This is a genomic window from Aquirufa antheringensis, assembly GCF_023921165.1.
GTDB lineage: Bacteria > Bacteroidota > Bacteroidia > Cytophagales > Spirosomataceae > Aquirufa > Aquirufa antheringensis.
The window spans coordinates 1,526,713-1,547,481 of record NZ_CP049835.1; the positions used below are offsets into that span (position 1 = coordinate 1,526,713).

Sequence of the window (20,769 nt, forward strand, 5' to 3'; positions counted from 1 at the left end):
TGCTAATTTTTAGTTCCCCCAGCGCCATTCGTTGCCTAACTCTAGTTCGTGGCGAAGGTTGTGCTTGATGAAAAATTCTTTCGTTGAATAAAAGTCTAATTTCTTAGCGGGGATCTGATCTGCATTGCCTAAGGCATATAATAACATAGCGGTGTATTTCACCGTATTCTCCATTTCTTTTTTATTCACTAAGCTGAAATCATCGCAATTCGCATGATAGCAATCTAAGACACTTCGGGTTAATTTTCCCAAAGGATCAGCCGCCGGAATTCCTTCCATTAGGAAAGTCTGGTTATCCGAATGCAATCCTGGTGAATTTTCTAGTAGATTACCAAATTCCCCATCAATTGCCTTGATTTGATCCCCAATGGATTTCAATATAGGCATCATTTCATCACGACCGCCGCCATTGAAACCATTGACGTTATTAGTCATGTCCAGATTGATCATGTATACCACTTCGTCCAGTTCGCCTAGTTTTTTAGCTCGTTCTACATAGGCTTTCGAACCTAAAAGACCTTCTTCCTCCCCCATAAAGGCTACGAATTCAATGGTTCGCTTGCTGCTTAATCCAAGGGCTTTGAACGTTCTAGCTATATCTAACACCGAGAAAGATCCAATTCCATTATCAATCGCGCCAGTAGCTAAATCCCACGAGTCTAAGTGTCCGCCGATGATAATTTTCTCGTTTCTTAATTTTGCGCTCGTTCCTTTCAGGGTCGCTACGACGTTACGTGCCTTGATTGGTTTGCTCACATTATGCATTTCGATTAAACTCAAAAGACCCGGTTGGTCTTTCATCCAATTTCTGATTTCGGTTCCGTTTTCTAACGAAATACAAACCGCTGGAATCGAAATTAAATTTCCGGTTACCGAAGCTGTGCCTGTTAATAGTACTTGCCCTTTTACTGTGTTAACAAAAATGACTCCTATGGCCCCATGTTGAATCGCTAAAGCCGTCTTTTCAGAGCGGTGTAAGTTTTTCGTTCCTGCGGCAGCCTCTAATAGACCGATATTTGCTAAAACCACTTTCCCTTTCACGTCTTTGCCCGTGTAATCGGCATCTAGGCCATTGCCTACATCCACTATTGTACCTTGAATGTTTGATTCTACAGGAGTCATGGCTAAAGACACGACAGGGACTTCTCTGAAATCATCTGATTTAGGAGGAGCAATGGATAAAGTTACCGTATCGCGCGCCCAAGCTTCCACTTGAAATCCTTGAAACTTAGTATCTTTAAATCCATATTCCTTGAGTAAACGATAGGCGTATTCTTCGGCCTTTTTTCCTTTGTCACTACCGGTTAATCTATGGCCTATGGTCTTGCACGCATCTCCTAACGTTTTGTACGCTTTCGAGTGCATTTCAACTTCTTCTTTGATTTTTTTGAAAACGCCTTTCCATTCTTGTTCTCCCTCCACAGGAGTAAATGAACTGGTGAAAAGGGTCACCGATAAGGCTAAAATTCCAAGGGTCAATTTTCTCATACTTGATTTTGAATTATCACCTTAAATGTAGGCTTTTTCGTCGAATAACGCAATTAGCCTGACCAATTTTCGCGATCTAAATTTCGGTAAGTGATGGCCTCAGCAAGATGTTTCGCTTGTATCGTTGACGAATGAGCGAGGTCTGCAATGGTTCGTGCCATTTTTAAAATTCGATCGTGAGCTCGAGCGGATAATTGCAGTTTTTCAATGGCGCTTTCCAAGAGATTAGAGGAGGGAGAATCGAGTAGGCAAACTTGTTTAACCTGCTCTGAATTCATCTCCGCATTCGTTTGAATTTTACGGGTATTTTGAAATCGGAGGAGCTGTTTTTCTCTAGCTGCAATGACCCGTTCTCGAATCAAGGCACTTGATTCACTCGCCTTCCCATTAAACATTTCAGGATATTTTAATGGAAATACCTCTAAATGCATATCGATGCGGTCTAATAAGGGACCAGAAATGCGGTGCAAATACCGATCTACTTGAAAGGGTTTGCAGGTACAGGGTTTATCAGGATGATGGAAATAGCCACAAGGGCAGGGGTTCATCGCGGAGATCAATAAAAAATTGGCTGGAAATTCTACCGTCCCGTGTGCACGGGAAATAGGTACTTTTCGTTCCTCTAAAGGTTGCCTTAACAGTTCCAAAACGTGGCGTTGAAATTCCGGGAGTTCATCTAAAAATAAGACCCCCTGGTGTGCAAGCGAGATTTCGCCTGGGTGAGGATTCGTGCGTCCTCCAATTAAAGCTGGAGCTGTGATGCTGTGGTGCAGGGCACGAAATGGCCGTTCTGTAACTAAAGGGTTTTCGGAACTTAGCTTTCCCACGATTGAGTGGATTTGTGTAGTCTCGATGATTTCCCGAAGGCTCATGGGTGGCATAATAGAAGGGATACGCTTTGCCATCATCGTTTTGCCTGCGCCTGGAGGTCCTACTAGAAGCAGATTGTGTCCGCCAGCTACCGCAATTTCGATCGCACGTTTTGCCTTTTCTTGGCCTTTGATTTGGGAAAAATCATCTTCGTATTGAATCACCTGTTGTCCGGTGTTAGGTGCTTTCACAGGCGCTTGCGTTCTGCCATGCAAGAAGCGAATCGTGTCTCGCAAAGTAGCCATGCCAAAAATCGATATTCCATCAATCAAGGCGGCCTCGATGGCATTTTCACGCGGGAGGATGAGTGATTTGATGCCTTGCTTTTTAGCCTCAATCGCCATGGAAAGGGCGCCTTTGATGGGGCGAATTTCTCCAGTTAAAGATAGCTCTCCCATAATTAGATAGTCTGCAAGTCCGATCATCTTGGTCTGCTCTGAGGCTTGCAATAAACCTAGCGCAATAGGAAGGTCGTATCCTGAGCCTTCCTTGCGAATGTCCGCGGGGGCGAGGTTGATGACCACTTTTCGGCGAGGAAAGAAATAACCAATTTGCTTAATGGCAGATTCGACGCGTTGAATGGATTCCTTGATGGTGGAATCGGGGAGGCCCACTAAATAACATTTGGATCCTTGACCTACGTGGGTTTCAATGGTGATAATGGAGGCATGAATGCCTACGAGGGCACTGCCAAAAGTTTTTGCTAACATAGTGGTCGTTTAAGACACAATGTTAAGCGAACAATTCCGAATTACATATCAGTTAATTGGACACCTTCCGTATTTACCAACAACTTGGTTTTTACCCCTAAAACCAACGGCTGGTTATTGGGAATATGACCCGCCGGAAAATCGAAAGCGATGGGGAAAGAAGTCCCAGAAGTGTGTTCCGCTACTAATTCGAAAGCTGTTTTACCAATCGTCAGACTGGCTTCCTGACAGTCCGTAAATCCACCCACGATGAGACCGGCTAGGTTTTGGAACATACCAGCTCTTTTTAATTGCAAAAGCATCCGATCTACGTGGTACAAACGTTCGCCTATTTCTTCTAAAAATAAGATTTTCCCAGCTGTTTGAGAAAAAGTAGGGGAGCCCACTAAATGGCATAAAAGCGATAAATTTCCACCAATAATCTCTGCAGAGGCCTCACCTAAGCGGTTCAATGGGTGCGCTGGAGTTGATACCGATACCACACCCTCAAAGAGCGCAGTATACAAGTTTTGGAGGGCAGATTCTCCGCCACTTTGGCAAAAATTATGGGGCATAGGACCGTGGATACTGGCAAAACCTAAGCGATCTACCTCACATAAAAGGGCGGTGATGTCAGAGAAGCCAACAATCCATTTGGGATTCGATATAAAACCTGAAAAATCCAGGGAATCTAACAATCGAGAGGACCCATAGCCACCTCGAATTGGGAAAATGGCCTTAATCTGAGGGTCATCCAGCATTTGCTGCAAATCAGTTAGACGTTCAGCATCCGTGCCGCCTAAACCAAAATGCCGTGACAAATAATGGGGCGCCTTCCGCACGCGAAGTCCCCAGCTTTCTAACACCGCTACTCCTTGTTTCCAATTTTCCGTGGGAGGAAAAGAAGCAGGAGAAAGAATCGCGACTTCGTCGCCAGGTTGTAAATACGGGGGAATAATCCGAGTCATAGCGTAAATATCTGCTTTTTTTTAGGATCCTCAAATGCTAAATTTCGTAATATTGTAAAAAAAATCCCTTATCGCACCCATTGATTTAAATCTTGTCCATCCTATTTACAACCCGCATCCGGGCTGGGCGGAGGAATTAGTGCATTATTATACTTTATTTAAGGAGGCGATTCCTTCTGAAACGATTGTTCACATGTTTGTAGTGAATGATGGAAGTAAAACAGGGATTTGTCCGGAGGATATCGACTTATTAAAAACATCTGTTTCTGGATTTACCTACCTTGATTCACCGGTGAATCAAGGGAAAGGAGGGGCACTCAGGGATGCAGTTCGCCTAACGACTGGTAAATACGTCATTTATACCGATGCCGATTACCCTTATCTAATTGAGAATGCCGTGGAGATGTATCGCTTGCTATCCGTAAATGCGGCAGATGTGGTCGTGGGGGTACGCGACGAACACTATTATGATCAATTGCCCTTGGGGCGTAAAATATTTTCCCTTTCGTTGAAGGTGATGAACTATTTGTTTTTTCCTCAATTGAAGGTCAAAGACACGCAATCCGGACTGAAAGGATTTAATCAAAAAGGGAAGGAAGTATTCTTGAAAACCCGGATTCCGGCTTTCCTGTTTGATATGGAGTTTTTGGTTTTAGCCTCTAGAAGAACTGACATTCGTATACAATGGATTTATGTGAAAGCTAGAGAAGGAATCGTCTTTTCGACGATGCGCGCGCAGACTATTTTGACCGAATTAGCCAATTTTGCTTCCATCTTATTTAGCGGTAACCGATGAAAACGCGAGAAATGAAACCAATTCTGATCACGATTGATGTGGAGGAATGCGATATTCCTTTAGAATACGGTTTTTCGATACCTTTAGAGGAGCAGCTGGCTATTTCTAGAGAGGGTTTAGCGTATTTTATGCAGCTAGTGGAGGAGGCCGGTGTCCCTGTTACTATTTTTTGTACCGGCGTTTATGCTGAAAACAATCCTGATTGGATCAAATCGCTGAATCCGATGCATGAATTAGCCTCTCACGGCTATTTTCACGGACATTTTGAGGCGTCGAAAGATCTGAAAAATTCGAAGGATTTACTGGAAAAACTAAGCGGAAAATCCGTCACTGGTTTCCGCATGGCTCGTATGCAATATGTGGACGAGAGTGAGATTTTGAAGGCGGGATATGCTTATCATTCGTCTTTAAATCCTACCTGGATTCCGGGTCGCTATGATCATCGGGATAAACCAACGAAACCATTCTTTGAAAAAGGGTTATGGAATGTGCCCGCTTCCGTGAGTCCTTGGTTGCGGATTCCGTTGTTTTGGCTGGCATTTAAGAACTTTCCATTGTGGATTTATACCTTGTTAGCGAAGCGAACCCTACGCAAACAAGGTTTTTTAAATATCTATTTCCATCCCTGGGAATTCGCGGACTTGAGTAAGTATCCGCTACCTATTCACGTGAAAAGAGGTCATAATGGACCCTTACGCGATAAATTGCGTTCTTTTTTGCAGCAGATGAAAGGGGAGGGGAAATTTACGACGATGGCTAAAATGCTAGAGAATAATGAATAAGAAATCCACCTTACTGATTATTTGGGCGTTAGCAGGGTTAGTGACTGGCTGGAAGCAGTTTTCTTTAAGTGCTGTTCATTCGCACATCAATAATTTTCAGATTTTCAAGGCAAGTTTCGGTCATTTTATCCATAGAATGCCGCTCTATTTAGAATACCCCAAAGAATATTTTGACCTTTATCTATATGGCCCCATTTTCGCTATTCTGGTAGCTCCATTTTCGATGCTGCCTGATGGCCCTAGTGTCATTTTGTGGAATGTGTTGAATTCGGTGGTATTGTTTGTGACGCTTTGGCACTTGCCTATCGTTGAAAACAAACGGGTTGCCATCACCTGGATTGTGTTGAATTCGTCTATTACAGCTTTGTTAAATACGCAGTTTCATGCGCTGTGTTTGGCCTTGATTATTTGGTCCTACATCTGCATGGAGAAGAAAAACTACTTCTGGGCGACGCTTTGGATCGTTTTAGGAATCTATATTAAGTTGTATGGTGTGGTGGGTTTAGCGTTTTTCTTTTTTGCCAAAGATCGCCTCCGTTTCGCCGCCTACTTCGTTTTCTGGTTGCTAGTGATCGGTTTTGTTCCTTTGGCCTTAGGCGGATTCGATTACGGGATTCAAACTTACCGTGAATGGATGGGCATTCTAGCGCACAAAAATGAGTTGAACGAAAACATTAAAAACATCCGAACGGATGTTTGTGTGATGGGAATGATTCGCCGCTGGACAGGAGATCCGACTGTGTCAAATCTCTGGTTCCTTATTCCTTCGATGATTTTAAACGTGTATTTGTTCTTCCAAACCAAGAAATGGTCTAACCCTGATTTTAGGCTGCGCATTTTAGCTTTTGTGCTGCTCTATATTATGCTCGCTAGTACCGGTACGGAATCTCCTACCTTAGTGATGGCTTTCCCGGCGGTTGGAATTTGGTTTGTGTTAGGAGAAAAAACCAAGGAACGCTGGGCGATGTTGATCTTTACCTTATTGATTTCGAGCTTTTCTCCTACGGATTTATTTCCGGCCTATATAAGGAATGAAATCATCAATCCTTTAGCCTTAATGATACTGCCTCTATTCGGAGTGTGGCTGTGGTTGGCCTGGGACTTGTTTACAGAAAAACAACCTCAGTAATGATGTCCTGTTGAGCGGTTTTATTCAACAGCTCAATCATTTTTTGCTTTGCCATCAGCAGTTCCTTCTTCAAGGGAGCGGAATCTAGTCCTAAAAAGAGTTTTTTGTCCTTTATAAAGACTTTCGTTGTTCGAGCAGCGATGGGTTTGCCCATAATCTCTTCCCAATGGGCTACGATATAGGTCTCGTCGAACTTATTCTGCAATTGATAGACCCGTAAAAGCGATTCAATCGCCTCTTTCAAGCTCATATTGTCCTTGCTTCTGGTGGAAGCTCGGGGGCCTTTCGGGTTGAATGGAGAGTCTATCATTGTTCTTATTGGAGATCAAATTTATTCAATTATCGGGGTATTTGAGAGTTTTTTTTGTGGTAGGGGAATTTTTTTTTCATTTTTTTAAAATTTGATAATCCCAAAATAGTACCCTAATTCTTTCGATAAATTGAAGAAAATATCAGATTAGTACAATAGTCTTCTTTCGATGACCTGAGAGGAACCTCCTAATGATTATTTAAAGGATGAAAATTATATTAGAATTCTATTACTTTTGCCTTTACTGAAAAGGAAAGCGAAAGTCTAAACTATGAAAACTACGATCGCCGCATTTTCTACAAGTTTTATTAACAAAAAAATAATTCTTTAACCCCAAATTACCAAACTAATGAGTACACAACAACCAAAGCCAGCTGCTAAGCCAGCTGCAACCGAAAAAAAATCTGGCGGTATTTCTGCAGGTTTAATTCTAATTGTCCTTTTCGCGATTGCTATTGCAATTTACACTTTCGTAATGGGAGATGGTTCTCACTTTGAAGGCGGAACAAATGAAGGACACCCACTTCCAGGTGACTACTTTGGTGTAGTTTACAAAGGTGGAGTTATCGTGCCAGTTTTGATGACTTGTTTCTTAACTGCATTAACATTCTCAATTGAGCGTTTATTCACAATCGGTAAAGCAAAAGGTACTGGTGATGTAAATGCATTCGTACGTTCGGTACAAGCATCTTTAGATAAAGATGATGTAGAAGGTGCATTGAAAGCTTGTGATAAGCAAAAAGGATCTGTAGGTAACGTAACGTTAGCTGCAATCAAAAAATACAAGGCTTTAACTACGGAGAAATCATTAGATAAAGAGCAAAAATTAGCTGCATTGAGCAAAGAAGTGGAAGAAGCTACTTCATTAGAATTGCCAATGTTAGAGAAAAACTTGACAATCATCGCGACTTTAGCATCCGTATCAACTTTGATCGGTCTATTAGGAACGGTAATCGGTATGATCAAGGCCTTCGCGTCATTAGGTAACTCAGGTGGATCAACTGATTCATCCGCTTTAGCAAATGGTATCTCTGAAGCCTTAATCAACACGGCATTAGGTATCGGTACTTCAGCGATCTGTATCATTGCATACAACGTATTTACAGCGAAAATTGATGAGTTAACTTATAGCATCGACGAAATCGGCTTAAGTGTTAACCAAAACTACGCTACGCATCACAATTAATATTTGAACTGATTTAGGGGCTTAGCCCTTTCATTCAATTTTATTCACCGTTCAAAAAAATAATTGTTATGCCAAAAGTTAAAGCTAAACGACATAGTGTCTCACTCGACATGACAGCGATGTGTGATGTGGCTTTCCTTCTTTTGACGTTCTTCATGTTAACCGCGAAGTTCCGTCCAGAAGAGGCAGTTACAATCACTCCTCCATCTTCTATCTCAGAGAAACCTTTGAATACGAAAGATGGTATGCTGATGGTTAGTGTTTCACCAGAAGGTGGCGTTTATTTGGCAACTGATGATCAAATGGCTCGTGAGTTTATGTTAGAGCGTATGGCTAATCGCTATGGTATCGCTGTAACGGCTGAGATGAAGAAGAACTTTATGGCTTCAGAAATCGTAGGCTATCCTCTAGGAGCAATGCGTCAGGTGTTAAATATGAAACCTTCAGAAGCGAAAGCACTAAGTAAGGGGATTCCAATTGATTCATCTAATAACGAACTTTCGTATTGGGTGGGTTATGCGAAATTGTCTAATCCAGAGTTGAAAGTTGCTATCAAAGGAGATAAAGAATCTAACTACAAAGTGTTTGCTGATATTATCGGTACTTTGCAGGCTCAGAATATCAATATCTTCCAATTAGTAACTGGACCGGAAAATAAACCGAAATAAGTTTTCATTTTTAATTACGAAAAGAAATGGCAGAAATAGATAGCTCCGGTGGCGGGAAGAAAGGCGGAAAGAAGCGTAGTAAGAAAATGTCGACCAAAATCGACATGACACCTATGGTGGACTTAGGCTTCCTTTTGATTACTTTCTTTATGTTAACTACAACGTTAGCAAAGCCCGTTACCATGCAATTAAACATGCCTGATAAAACGGATACAAAGGAAACATCACCTGTTAAATTATCAGAATCACTTACGGTGTGTCCTGATGAAAATAAGGTGTATTATTACCAAGGTATCCCAACTGAGGCAGGTACAGTAATGCAAGTTACTAACTATTCGGAAACAGGAATTCGCAAGGTTATCGCGGACATGAAGGCGAAAGTGGGTAATAATTTTACTATCGTGATCAAGCCAACCAAAAAAGCGAAGTATCGCAATATGATTGACATGCTTGATGAATGTGCGATTACTAATAATAAGCGTTATGCTTTATTAGAAATCGATCCGGATACGGAGGCACTGATTAAACGATCAGGAAAATAAGGGTATAAATTAATTTTAAATTAAACGAATATTATGTCACAAGTAATAAGCCAAGATGCTACTTTGGACGATATTATCTTCAAAGACAAGAACCGTGAATTCGGTGCCTTCGTTCTGCGCAAGACATATCCTAAAGTAATGAAGCGGTCCGTATTACTAGGCTCTGCACTCTTTGTCGGTGCTCTTTTGATTGCAGCTTTCTGGAAACAGTTAACTGCCGTAGCGGAAGATAAGACTGAGGTGACTGCTGAAGTAATGAAATTGGATAAGCCAGCTCCTACCAAAAAGATAGAGTTGCCTCCTCCGCCGCCGCCACCACCACCCAAGGAAATTCCTAAGGTGACTACGACGAAATTCTTACCTCCAGAAATCAAACCTGATGAGCAGGTTACAAAATCTGAACCACCGCCAGAAACGGTAATTGGAAATACAGCATCGGAAACGGTGAAAGGCGAGACGGAAACGTATGAGCCGCCAGTAGATCCAGATGCAAAGGGAACAGAACCTGTTGAACCTCCTAAGCCAGCTGAAGATGAAATCTTCACGGCAGTAGAGCAACAAGCTGAATTCCCAGGTGGTGCGGGTGCGTGGGGACGTTTCTTACAGAAAACGTTGAAATACCCATCTGCTGCTCAACGTGCAAACGTAGGTGGTAGAGTATTCGTCTCATTCGTTGTTAATACGGACGGTACTGTTCAAGACGTACAAGTTTTGAAGGGTGTTGGTTTCGGATGTGATGAGGAAGCTATTCGTGTGATCAAATCTATGCCAAGATGGAATCCTGGTAAACAATCTGGACGCGCGGTTAGATCTCGTTTTACACAACCGATCACGTTCGTTTTATCTGAATAAGAACTAAACGATTAACCATAGACAGACCTGCTGAATGTATTTTTAGCAGGTCTGTTTTTTTAAAGAAAATGAAAAGACCTGTTGCTATTTGGATTAATGTTGGATTTCGTTTACTAGTTGCGTTAGCCTATTTTCTTGTAGGACTCTATGTCGCTTTTTTTTCGGAATTTGATTTAGGTATGAACTTTGGCATACCTACGATTGTATTATTTGGACTACTTTTTATGGCCTATGGCTTGTTTCGGATTTGGAGAGCTTATGCCTATTTTAACTCAACAGAGGAAAATGATGAAGAATACCAGGAATATTAGTCTAGTCCTTCTAGGGCTATGTTTTTTTCAATGCTCCACAGATAAAAAGGAGACGCCCACGGATTCTGCTACTGTGGGAGAAATTACCTTAGGGGTAGATGAATCTTTTGAACCTCTGATGAAGGCGGAGAAGACCGCATTTGAAGAGCAATACAAATACGCGAAAATTAAGTATAAATTCAGTCCAGAGAACGAAATCATTGCGGATATGCTGAATGATAAGATTCGGGGGGTAGTTGTGACGCGTGATTTGACGGCCAAAGAAAAAGAAATTTTTACGCGCAAGTCTGTTACCTACCGCAGCTTCAATATTGCGGCAGATGGCATTGCCTTGTTAGCGAATAAATCCAATTCAGATACCTTACTGACTTTAGCTGATTTAAAGGATTTAATGGTAGGGACTTCCTCGAAATATACGCTTGTAGTAGACAAGGCGAACTCAAGTAATTTGAAATTTTTAGTAGATAAATTAAAGATTGCAAGCTCGGAGAATTTGCATGTAGTGGCGGCAGGTTCTAACCTAGAAGTCATTAATCAGGTAAAAAAGGATCCGCGTGCGATTGGAGTTGTGGGATCTAATTGGATTAGTGATGGAGATAATCCCACTTCGCTTGGTTTTATTCGCTCCGTGAATGTCGTATCTGTGGCAGAAGCTAAAGGTATGCCTTATACTCAGCCATTTGGGTATAATCTAGCCCTTAAAAAATACCCTCTGCGCCGGGAAATCAAGTATATCTTGAAAGAAGCCCACCAAGGTTTAGGTACTGGTTTCTTGAATTATGTGTCGGGTGATCTCGGACAATTAATCGTTTTGAAGGCTGGATTAATTCCATTAACCCGACCCATCACGATTCGTACGTATCAAATCAATCAATAGTGCATTTTTATTCGGTTTAAAGTAGGGAAAATAGAAGATTGTTTTTATTTTTGTTCCTCTTAAGATTTTATTTTAAGTGTATAAAATTGGACATTTCGGTGTTCGATGCCTAGGAAAAATATTGAAAGCTATTAATTAAAAGACAAAATGAAGAAAATGAAATCGTGGCTATTGGCAATCAGTTTATTGGTTACCAATTTGGCAATGGGTCAAACTATCGCAGACGGATTACGCTTAATCGATCGCGATCAACCTAGTAGAGCTAAACAAGTTTTTGAAGGTTTAGTGACTGCTTCTCCTACCGGTGAAAATTATTACTATTTAGGTTATTATTATTTATCTCGTAGAGATTGGGCGGGTGCGGAAGATGCTTTCAAAAAAGGCTTAGCTGCTGATCCTAAAAATTATTTGAATCAAGTAGGTTTAGCTTCTATTAAAGTAGGACAAAACAAGGTGAATGAGGCGAAAGTAGATTTTGACCGCATTTTATCTGAAACGAAGTATAAGAACGGGGATGTTTTGCATCGTATTGCTGAGGCTTATGCGATGTTCTATAAATTAGGACGTGACCCGGAGTTCAATGCGAACAATAACGATCCGGCTGAAGCGATTCGCTTGATTGATTTGATGTTAGAAAAAACAAAGAAAGGGCCTAACGCAGAGCAAATGATTGTTCGTGGTGATGCATTCTTGATTAAGAATGACGGTGGTAATGCTGTTTCATCTTACGAGCAAGCCTTAATGCAAGATCCTAGAAACGTGAAAGCGAAAGTGAAGATTGGAACGGTTTTCTTGCGTGGTAAAAACTACCGGGAGACACAATCTCGTTATAAAGAGGCGATTGAGCTAGATTCAAACTTTGCTCCAGCTCATAAGCGTTATGGAGAGTATTTGATCGTGGGTAGCCAGTATAAAAATGCGTCACGTTATTTCAGAAAGTATTTAGAGAAAGCGGAGGCTACTCCAGAGGTGACTTTGGAAACGGCAAAATTATTATTCTTGTCTCAAGATTACGAAGGTGCGATGAAGTACACGGATGAGGCAGACAAGAAAGGCGTGAAAGACAACGATATCTTCCGTATGCGTGGATATTCTAATGTCGAGATGAAGAACTACCAACAAGGTATTGATAACTTAGAGGGTATGGTTCGTTCAGGAGTAAAGCCCTATTTCATGGATGATTTATACTTCGGAAAAGGATACCAAGGTCTAGGTAAAGATTCAGTGGCTTTGACTTATTTAGAGCGCGCTGCACCTTTAGATACGAACAATAACGTATACAATATCATTCACGATATTCGGTACAAGCAAAAACGTTACAATGATGCAGCGAATGCAGCGTTGAAAGGAATTGAGTGGAAGCAAAAGAAAAATCAAGCGATTGGATCAGGAGATTACTTCAAGGCAGCGATGGATTATTATTTTGTAGCAGCTTATACGGCTAGAACGGATACGATTAATCGTCCATTGAATGCAATGAAAGCGGATACCTTGTTTGCTAAAGCTATTTCAGTTAACGAAAAATGGCCTCCATTCTACCTGAATCGTGCAAGAGCTAATAACTTAATTGATTATACTGGAACTAAATGGTTAGGTGTTCCACACTATGAGAAATTCTTAGAGACGATTGCTAAGTTGAAAGAAGAAAAATCAACTACGTTTAAAGAAGATAAGAATCAATTATTTGAAGCGTACAAATTTTTAGGTGGATATCATTTAACGGTAACGAAGGATGATGCGAAAGTGAGAGACTATTTCACGAAGGCTCAGGAGATAAAATCGGATGACAAAGAGGTCAACGATTATTTGAATCCTGCTCCAGCCGCGGCACCTAAGAAATAAATAGAAATTAATCATCGAAAAAAGCTGCTCATCGGGCGGCTTTTTTCATTTACACTAGCACGATGTCATACGCAATCATTACCGGAGGAAGTAAAGGGATAGGCAAAGAAATTGCCTTGCAATTAGCAGAAAGAGGGTATAACCTGTTACTAGTAGCTCGCAATTCGTATGAGCTTCAGCAGGTAAAAGAGGAGATTCAGAAGAAGTATTCTCTAGAGGTGGATTACCTAGTGGCAGACTTAGCGGATCCTGCTGCTGTCAATACCCTATATGATTGGGTGCTGGCGAAGCAGATTGATTTGCGTATTTTAGTGAATAATGCAGGCTATGGTTTAGTGGGAGAATTCGAAAAATATTCGTTTGAGGAAACCCAAAAAATGATGCAAGTTAATATGAATGCTTTGGTGGAATCGTGTTACCGTTTCTATCCAATGCTATCAGGGAAAGGCCAAGCTTATGTCTTAAACATTGCGAGTTCCACGGCATACCAAGCGATTCCCTTGATGAGTGTGTATGCTGCCTCTAAAGTATTTGTTTTGAATTTCTCCCGTGGGTTATTTCACGAGTGGAAAGCGAAAGGTATTTCCGTAACAGCAGTAAGCCCTGGGGCTACCACTACGAACTTTAATGACCGAGCGAACTTACCGGCTAAGGCTAGTAAGGCGGCAGAGAAAGTAACGATGACTCCAGCTGTTGTGGCAAAGTTAGCAGTCGATGGCATGTTTGCGAAAAAGCAAGAAGTGATCACTGGATTTATTAATAAATTAGGTGCGTTCTTGGCTTGGGTAGCACCTAAAGCGATTTCAGAGAAAGTGGCTAAAGGGATTTACGAATAGTTTTTTCTTGACTTATTCCATCTGAGATCAGTCGGATTACATAGGTTCCAGCAGGGAAACAGGAGATATTCCAATCCATTCTCCTGCTGGAATTTTCTATTTCAGTGGAGTCCAGTAATTTGCCTTTTAAATCAAATAGGTAGAGCTCTGCATCCGCCGTTTCATAGGCAATTTCAATGGATAGTATTCCTTGATTCGGATTAGGATAGGCCGCAAATTCGTAGCTCGCGGGCTGATCTAGATAATACACATTCGAATAAGGAGAAAAGCAGGAGAGGCTTTTGTGCATCCATTTGGCTCGAACATAGAATTCGCGCCCTTCCGTTATTTTGCGAATGGATGAAGTGTCGTAGGATTTGGTTTGGTCGATGAGCCATTCGGGGATTCCAAGTGACCGAGTCTTTACAAAATAGGCACCCAATTTTTCTACGTAAGGAGCGGGAGGATTTTCTCTTCTCTCCAGTAGGATTTTCTCCGAGCGATAGAAGCAACCATTTTCTTCTAGAACAGATTGGTATTCTCCACTGGGTAGAAGGCCTTTTAGGTTTTTATCGGTTGTAAATAGATGTCCGTTCATTTCCCAGCCCATGAAATAAACGCTAGAGTCTGCTATAAGGCTAATACTTGCGCTGTCCGCTTCGCAAATGGGACCGGTAAAGGATTTGTGAATGAGGGAACTCGGTTGCTTTAAAATGGGCAAATTCAGCAATAACGTATCTGTTTCTCCATCGTTACAGAGGAAGGTGTAATTTCCGCCGCTCAAGGTGAAATCTGCCGATGTGGATTCGTAACGTTTGCTCCCCGTTATGGCCGAGGTTTTCAGAGGGCAGCCACTGATTCGAATGCGATAATTGCTCGTTAGGCAATTGGTTTCCATTTGAGCGGTTAATCGGTGGATAATGGGGCCGTTTCGCACGTAATGTACTTCAGTGGTGTCTTTCGCTGTACAGCCTAAAGAATCGATGACCGTGCGAAACAAGTATCCATTCGTAGTGAAGGGGCCTAAAGGGCTTTTGGCGGTGGAACTATACGAGATCCGGTAGGGTAGTGTTTCAGGTATAATAATGGTTTTTTCACCGGTGAGTGAAATGGGATTTAAAGGTCGTAAAATGATTCGAGGCTTGATGCGAATCTCCACCGGAATGCGGGCGCTCTCGCAATCGTTGATTTTGACGGAAGCAAATCGGACTAGTAGCGAATCATTTCTGCCGGAGTTTGAAATGGCTTTCATGGCTAAGGCAGTTGCGGTACTAAGACTAGACTTAGCGGACTCGGATTCATACCAAATATCATTCAAGCCCCCGCTGGCCTGTAATGAGAACGGTGTATCTGAGCAAAAGTAATTGGAGGAGGTATTCAGCGGCGGCGCTGGAATAGGGTAGATGGTCGTTTTTACACCATTCGACAGGGGGCCCTCGCAACCGGATTTAACACAAGAGGCTCGGTAAAACGAGCTATCTGAAGCGATTAATGGCAATCGACTACCTTCGCCTATTTTATGGCCATCCGAATTATACCAATAAGTTAGGGAGGGTGAACAGCCGGTCGCATTGAGCGAAAAAGGTAATCCTACACAGGCTTTGACCAGCTTCACGGCATGTGATGGAGCAGCTGGAAGTGTGGTAACAGTCAACGAAACCTCATTAGAAGCTAGCACACAGGATCCCAAAGGAAGAGTCGGAAAGCGTACGAATGCCTTTATTTTTGACCCATTCAGTGTGGGAGTCGCAATAATTGAATCCACCGTTTGTCCGTTGAGTTTCCAGGAATAGGGAAATGAAATAAGCGTTTTCTCACATACGCTAACACTTGAAATTACAGGTGCTTTTCGGAGCACCACCAGTACAGAATCTGAATAGCTGATGCATTTCCCTGAAGTGATTTTTAGTCGATAATAAGATCCTGTAGGATGTGTGGCTCCTCCGGAAAGAAAGGTATAGCGCGTAGTACGCGCGTTTGTGATGCTGGTGAATTTGGTGTCTGAGGGTCTACGTTTTTCCCACTGAAAAGTGCCGCCGGAACTACCTACGATCAATCGAATGGAATCCCCCTCACAGGTGATTTGAGGGAGTGGCTGGGTGCTGATGGTGGCACATTGTGCGAAAGACAAGAAAGATAAAAAGAGAAAAAAGAGCGTTTTCATGACTCGAAATAGAGCAGAAAACGAGGGCTAAACAAGCCGAAGAAAATCAATATCAGGAACCCGATAAATAAAAAACGCAAACGACTCGCTTCGAGTCGTTTGCGTTTTTATCAAGGTGTTGGTATTCTTAGATGTCGCAGATTTTTACTGCTTGTTCTAAGGACGCCATTTTGTCTTTACGGGCTGGAATAAATTCCTGTCCTATAAAGCCTTTGTATCCTGTATTGTAGATAGCACGAATGATGGCCGCATAATTTAATTCTTGCGTCTCATCGATCTCGTTACGACCTGGAACACCACCTGTGTGGTAGTGAGAAATGTATGGGTGGTATTTTTTGATGGTCGCAATTACGTCCCCTTCCATGATTTGCATGTGGTAGATATCGTAAAGTAATTTGAATTTATCAGAACCCACCATCTCACAAAGTGCAGCACCCCATTCGGTTGTGTCAGCTTGGTAGTCTTTGTGGTTTACTTTGGAATTTAATAACTCCATGGAGATCGTTACATCGTAGCGTTCTGCCGTTTTCATGATGCGTTGTAAGCCCTTTTTGCAGTTGATTAGGCCATCTTCGTCGCTCATTCCGTCTCTATTTCCAGAGAAAGTGATGATGTTTTTAACGCCGGCTTTCGCTGCTTTGGGGATGATATCTTCGTAGAACCCGACTAAAGCGTCGTGGTTTTTCGGGCGGTTAAAGAAGTTCGGGATGTTCATACCGTCCGGGTATTTTCCCCAGCCGATCGCCGCAGTCATATCGTGTTTTTTCAGGATTTCCCATTCATCGGGGCCTGTTAATTCGATGGATTGTAAGCCGATTTTTTTGGCATTAATGACTAATTCCTCAAACGGAATGTCTTGGTAGCACCAGCGACACGCTGAGTGATGCACTTTTCCTTTTAGGTCTAGGCCCGCTTGGATGTCCGCTTCTTGAAAACGATGTCCCATCATTCCAAGGCCAGCGAATCCAGCAGAGCTTTTTAGGATGTCTCTGCGGCTGAATTTGTTTTCCATAGGTTTATATGTTAATAGGTTTATTTTAGTAATCCGGTGACGAATTTTTCACTGAGCTCAAAAAGCAAGCCCGGGTAAACGCCTAGCAATATACTGATAATTCCTAAACCAAAAAGGCTAAGTAATTCTAATTTAGTTAAATCTGGTAAAGGCCAGTCGGCATTTTTTTGGTAGTGTTTTCCCAAATAGATTTTTTGGAAGGTCCATAATAGGTATCCAGCGCCTAATAATAAGCCCAAAGCTCCGAATACGGCAATCCCTGGATGCACAAATGGGCTCGTGAACGCGCCCATCAGGCTGAAGAATTCTCCAATGAATCCCGAGAATCCCGGTAAGCCCAAAGATGCAAAAATAGCGATCCCGGAGATGACCGTGAAGCGTGGCATCAAGGTAACTAAGCCGGAATAAGCATCGATTTCGCGGTTGCCGGTACGGGAGTATAATACACCCACCATCAAGAATAAAAGCGCAGATAAAACCCCGTGGGAGATGGTTTGGAAGATCGCCCCTTGCCATCCTTCAGCTGTAAAGGCCGCGATTCCAATCAGCACGAAGCCCATGTGGGAAACGGAAGAATAAGCCACTAATTTCTTTAAATCTGTCATCGCAAGTGCGTTGTAGGCGCCGTAAACGATAGATAAAGCTCCTAAGCCGGCCAAAATATTCGCCGCTTCAATGGCTTCTGCTTGGAAGAACGGAATGGTGATTCGCAACCAGCCATATGCCCCGATTTTTAATAAAACACCCGCTAATAAAACGGAGATCGGGGTGGGTGCCTCTACGTGCGCATCGGGTAACCAAGTATGCAAAGGAACCATCGGTAATTTGATGGCGAACCCGATGAAAAGAAGCCAGAATCCCCATTCGCGCGCGCTCAATCCGGCTAAAGCCCAGCCTGAGCTGGCGTGTAGAATGCTGGTGATTTGGCAATTATTGGAGTCTGCCAAAGCCTGCATATCGAAGCTATGCACTAAAGAGGAGGTCGCTAATTCTTGTGACTGAATCAGTTGCTGCACCGCTTTCAAGGCCTCTAAGTTAAAGCCTTGTTCTGGCCGAATCAAGCCATTCAATAAAGCTGTTTCGTAGGGATCCACGTAGGCAACGCCCATTCCGAGCATCACGATGAGGATCAAAAGGGAGCCCACTAGGGTGTAAATAAAGAACTTTAAGGACGCGTAGTTTCTACGTGGTCCACCCCAAATTCCAATCAGGAAATACATGGGCAGTAACATGAACTCGAAGAAGACGTAGAAGAGGAAGAGGTCTTTGGCCAAAAAACAACCCATAATAGACGCATTCAGAAGCAAAACCAAGGCATAATAGCCGCCTATTTTCTCCTTGATGTCTGTCGAATTCCAAAGCGCCACCCAGGTAATTAGCCCAGTTAACAGAATCAAGGAAATGCTCAATCCATCAACTCCTAGCGTGTATTTGGACATAAATTGCCCCATCGATCCAATTGAAATGGAGAACCAATTGTGCGTTTCGTTGAATTGAAATAAGCCAGATGTATTATCGAAGGCGCTATAAATATAGCCCAAAAGCGCTAATTGCAGCGTCGAAAGGCCGATGGCAATGCTTCTCGCTTGTTCTTTCAATTGACCCAAGCCAAGCGCTAAAGCACCGAGTAGAGGCAATCCAATCAAAAGCGATAATAGAGGTAAATTCGTCATTTAATAAATAGCGCGTAAAGTAAAAATAAGGCAAATGTCACAATAATCATAGCCCAATAGCTTTGGACTTTAGCTGATTGCCAGCGACTTAAAATTCTTCCGGTTCCGGCGCTCAATCCGGCACTACCACCCACTAAAATGCCGTCCACGATGTGTTTATCAAACCAGGCGGTTAGATGGGCAATGATCACTTGCAGAGCAGCAATCCCATTCACGAAGCGATCGATGAATTGGGTTTCGAAAACCTGTGCAGATCTGCTCTTCCAGCGAATAAAGCGGAATAAGGAAGGCCAAAAGCGAGGCAGGAATTGGTAATTCCCCGCGGGAATCCAGTTTCTTGTTACATACGCTCCTGCAATTCCTAGCACCCAGGTGGCAGCTGTGATGTACAACCAGAATGATGGAATGTGGTAAATGCTTATTAACGTATTTTCGTGCATTTCCAATGGATTTACCGAAATCCAGATGAAAAGACTTGCTATGATCAGTATACTGATCGGCAGCGCGAATTCTTTTGTCGATGAGCCCTCTTTCAATGGCCCCATAAAAATCAAATAGAACTGTCGGCTGATGTAGAAACTGGTTAATACCATCCCTAGTGCTAAAACAACTAGCAATTCTACTTGACCTGATGTGTATAAATATCCGGCGATGTTTTCTTTGCTGTAAAAACCACCCGTGAGAGGCAATCCCATTAATCCGGCACCGAAAATGAGGTAGGCCAAAGCCGCCACTGGGGCTTTCTTGCGAAGGCCACCCATGTCGTTTAGGCTTTGGGAATGTACGGTGTGAATGACAGCACCGGCCGCTAAAAAGAGGCCCGCTTTGAAAATTCCGTGGGTCAATAAATGAAATAAAGACGCGTCAGAGCCCATTCCCATCCACATTAAACCTAGTTGGGAGATGGTGGAATAGGCGAGCGTTTTTTTGATGTCGTTTTGGAATAGAGCGAAAACAGCTCCTGCTAGAAAAGAAATCGCGCCGATGATCCCCATAAAAAGATGGGTCTCCGGTCCCGTAATATCGAAAACGCGAACGCCCACAAATACACCCGCGGCCACCATCGTAGCGGCGTGAATAAGTGCAGAGGCTGGCGTAGGGCCTTCCATCGCATCAGGTAACCATGACATCAAGGGGAATTGAGCTGATTTAGCCATTCCGCCCGCAATAATCGCGATTCCGATGAGGGTAGGGGCAATGCCGTGCATCGCTGAAAATTGCCAGGTATTGAAATGCAATCCGAGTGCAATTAATCCGAACAATAAGGCAATATCTCCTAGTCGATTAATTAAAAAGGCTTTTTTTGCGGCTTGTATGGCGGCCGTTTTCTGGTGCCAAAAACTGATTAATAAATACGAACAGGCCCCCACTAATTCCCAAGCCCCGTAGAAAATGAGGATGGAATCGGTCAGTAGCAAAAGCGTCATCGAACCTACAAATAGGTGTAAATACAGGTAGTATCGACCGATGGAGGGGTCGTCTTTCAGATATGATTTGGAGAAAAGCTGAACACAAAAAGATACTATCGCCACTAATCCTAGAACTAATTGCGCCGAGGCATTCGCCCAAAAACTCAGATTCAGCGGTTGCCCACCCAAATTAAACCAAGGATAGGCGATTTTGAAATCGATAGGTGCAGTGGTGCAAAAATACAATGCAGCAACGCTAAAAATTGCCGAAAGAAAAATCGAAAAAAGAGGTTTGGGAAAAAGAGCCACCAACAGCGCGGACGCCCAAGGCAACAAAAGCACTCCAAGAAACAGGAGATTTAATCCCATATACTTTGTATAGATTT

19 protein-coding genes are annotated in these 20,769 nt (G+C 42.7%); 11 read left to right on the forward strand and 8 right to left on the reverse strand.

Annotated features, from left to right (window positions below; all coding sequences use genetic code 11):
* Positions 1-9: 9 nt before the first annotated feature.
* The 3 genes from G9X63_RS06960 to G9X63_RS06970 are packed head-to-tail and all read right to left on the reverse strand — an operon-like array spanning position 10 to position 4,015.
* Entirely contained in the window at positions 10-1,488 is a 1,479-nt protein-coding gene (locus tag G9X63_RS06960) for a M20/M25/M40 family metallo-hydrolase (protein ID WP_252622089.1), read from the reverse strand.
* A gap of 53 nt (positions 1,489-1,541) precedes the next feature.
* Positions 1,542-3,068, reverse strand: coding sequence for a YifB family Mg chelatase-like AAA ATPase (locus G9X63_RS06965; protein WP_252622091.1), 1,527 nt, complete (start codon positions 3,066-3,068; stop codon positions 1,542-1,544).
* A gap of 41 nt (positions 3,069-3,109) precedes the next feature.
* Positions 3,110-4,015, reverse strand: coding sequence for a S66 peptidase family protein (locus G9X63_RS06970; RefSeq protein WP_252622093.1), 906 nt, complete (start codon positions 4,013-4,015; stop codon positions 3,110-3,112).
* Positions 4,016-4,154: 139 nt separating this feature from the next.
* Between G9X63_RS06970 and G9X63_RS06975 the strand changes: the two genes are divergently transcribed.
* From G9X63_RS06975 to G9X63_RS06985, 3 genes are read left to right on the forward strand one after another with little or no spacing between them, the layout of a single operon-like run.
* On the forward strand, positions 4,155-4,811 hold the full coding sequence (locus tag G9X63_RS06975) for a glycosyltransferase (RefSeq protein ID WP_252622095.1): 657 nt from the start codon (positions 4,155-4,157) through the stop codon (positions 4,809-4,811).
* A gap of 11 nt (positions 4,812-4,822) precedes the next feature.
* Entirely contained in the window at positions 4,823-5,593 is a 771-nt protein-coding gene (locus G9X63_RS06980) for a polysaccharide deacetylase family protein (protein WP_236633194.1), read from the forward strand.
* A complete protein-coding gene (locus G9X63_RS06985) occupies positions 5,586-6,722 on the forward strand; it encodes a glycosyltransferase family 87 protein (RefSeq protein ID WP_252622097.1) in 1,137 nt (378 codons plus the stop codon). Before G9X63_RS06980 ends, G9X63_RS06985 begins: the two co-directional genes overlap by 8 nt.
* Here G9X63_RS06985 and G9X63_RS06990 read toward each other — a convergent pair.
* A complete protein-coding gene (locus G9X63_RS06990; RefSeq protein ID WP_130895924.1) occupies positions 6,700-6,972 on the reverse strand; it encodes a DciA family protein in 273 nt (90 codons plus the stop codon). The two genes, G9X63_RS06985 and G9X63_RS06990, sit on opposite strands and share 23 nt — an antisense overlap.
* Before the next feature lie 409 nt (positions 6,973-7,381).
* Here G9X63_RS06990 and G9X63_RS06995 point away from each other — a divergent pair, with 409 nt between their 5' ends.
* The 8 genes from G9X63_RS06995 to G9X63_RS07030 all read left to right on the forward strand — a co-directional run bounded on the left by G9X63_RS06995 (position 7,382) and on the right by G9X63_RS07030 (position 14,146).
* Complete coding sequence (locus G9X63_RS06995; RefSeq protein ID WP_130895925.1) at positions 7,382-8,218, forward strand: MotA/TolQ/ExbB proton channel family protein; 837 nt, start codon at positions 7,382-7,384, stop codon at positions 8,216-8,218.
* A gap of 68 nt (positions 8,219-8,286) precedes the next feature.
* A complete protein-coding gene (locus tag G9X63_RS07000) occupies positions 8,287-8,886 on the forward strand; it encodes an ExbD/TolR family protein (protein WP_130895926.1) in 600 nt (199 codons plus the stop codon).
* 26 nt (positions 8,887-8,912) lie between these two features.
* Entirely contained in the window at positions 8,913-9,428 is a 516-nt protein-coding gene (locus G9X63_RS07005; RefSeq protein ID WP_130895927.1) for an ExbD/TolR family protein, read from the forward strand.
* Between the two features lie 33 nt (positions 9,429-9,461).
* Positions 9,462-10,280: an energy transducer TonB gene (locus G9X63_RS07010; RefSeq protein WP_130895928.1), complete on the forward strand. Its 819-nt coding sequence runs from the start codon at positions 9,462-9,464 to the stop codon at positions 10,278-10,280.
* A gap of 68 nt (positions 10,281-10,348) precedes the next feature.
* Entirely contained in the window at positions 10,349-10,591 is a 243-nt protein-coding gene (locus tag G9X63_RS07015; protein ID WP_161566443.1) for a hypothetical protein, read from the forward strand.
* Positions 10,566-11,468, forward strand: a complete 903-nt coding sequence (locus G9X63_RS07020; protein WP_161566442.1) for a PstS family phosphate ABC transporter substrate-binding protein — start codon at positions 10,566-10,568, stop codon at positions 11,466-11,468. Before G9X63_RS07015 ends, G9X63_RS07020 begins: the two co-directional genes overlap by 26 nt.
* A gap of 147 nt (positions 11,469-11,615) precedes the next feature.
* Positions 11,616-13,310, forward strand: coding sequence for a tetratricopeptide repeat protein (locus G9X63_RS07025; protein ID WP_252622099.1), 1,695 nt, complete (start codon positions 11,616-11,618; stop codon positions 13,308-13,310).
* Between the two features lie 62 nt (positions 13,311-13,372).
* Positions 13,373-14,146 carry an SDR family NAD(P)-dependent oxidoreductase gene (locus G9X63_RS07030; protein ID WP_252622101.1) on the forward strand — a complete coding sequence of 258 codons (774 nt, stop codon included), beginning with the start codon at positions 13,373-13,375 and terminating at the stop codon, positions 14,144-14,146.
* On the opposite strand, the gene G9X63_RS07035 is transcribed toward G9X63_RS07030, so the two are convergent.
* The 4 genes from G9X63_RS07035 to G9X63_RS07050 form a co-directional block, all read right to left on the reverse strand.
* Positions 14,127-16,289: a T9SS type A sorting domain-containing protein gene (locus G9X63_RS07035; protein WP_252622103.1), complete on the reverse strand. Its 2,163-nt coding sequence runs from the start codon at positions 16,287-16,289 to the stop codon at positions 14,127-14,129. The genes G9X63_RS07030 and G9X63_RS07035 overlap by 20 nt on opposite strands.
* A gap of 127 nt (positions 16,290-16,416) precedes the next feature.
* Complete coding sequence (locus G9X63_RS07040) at positions 16,417-17,301, reverse strand: hydroxypyruvate isomerase family protein (protein WP_252622105.1); 885 nt, start codon at positions 17,299-17,301, stop codon at positions 16,417-16,419.
* A 20-nt stretch (positions 17,302-17,321) separates the two neighbouring features.
* Positions 17,322-18,974 (reverse strand): complex I subunit 4 family protein, encoded by a 1,653-nt coding sequence (locus G9X63_RS07045; protein ID WP_252622107.1) that lies wholly within the window; start codon positions 18,972-18,974, stop codon positions 17,322-17,324.
* Complete coding sequence (locus G9X63_RS07050; protein WP_252622109.1) at positions 18,971-20,752, reverse strand: NADH-quinone oxidoreductase subunit 5 family protein; 1,782 nt, start codon at positions 20,750-20,752, stop codon at positions 18,971-18,973. Before G9X63_RS07050 ends, G9X63_RS07045 begins: the two co-directional genes overlap by 4 nt.
* Between the last annotated feature and the right edge of the window lie 17 nt (positions 20,753-20,769).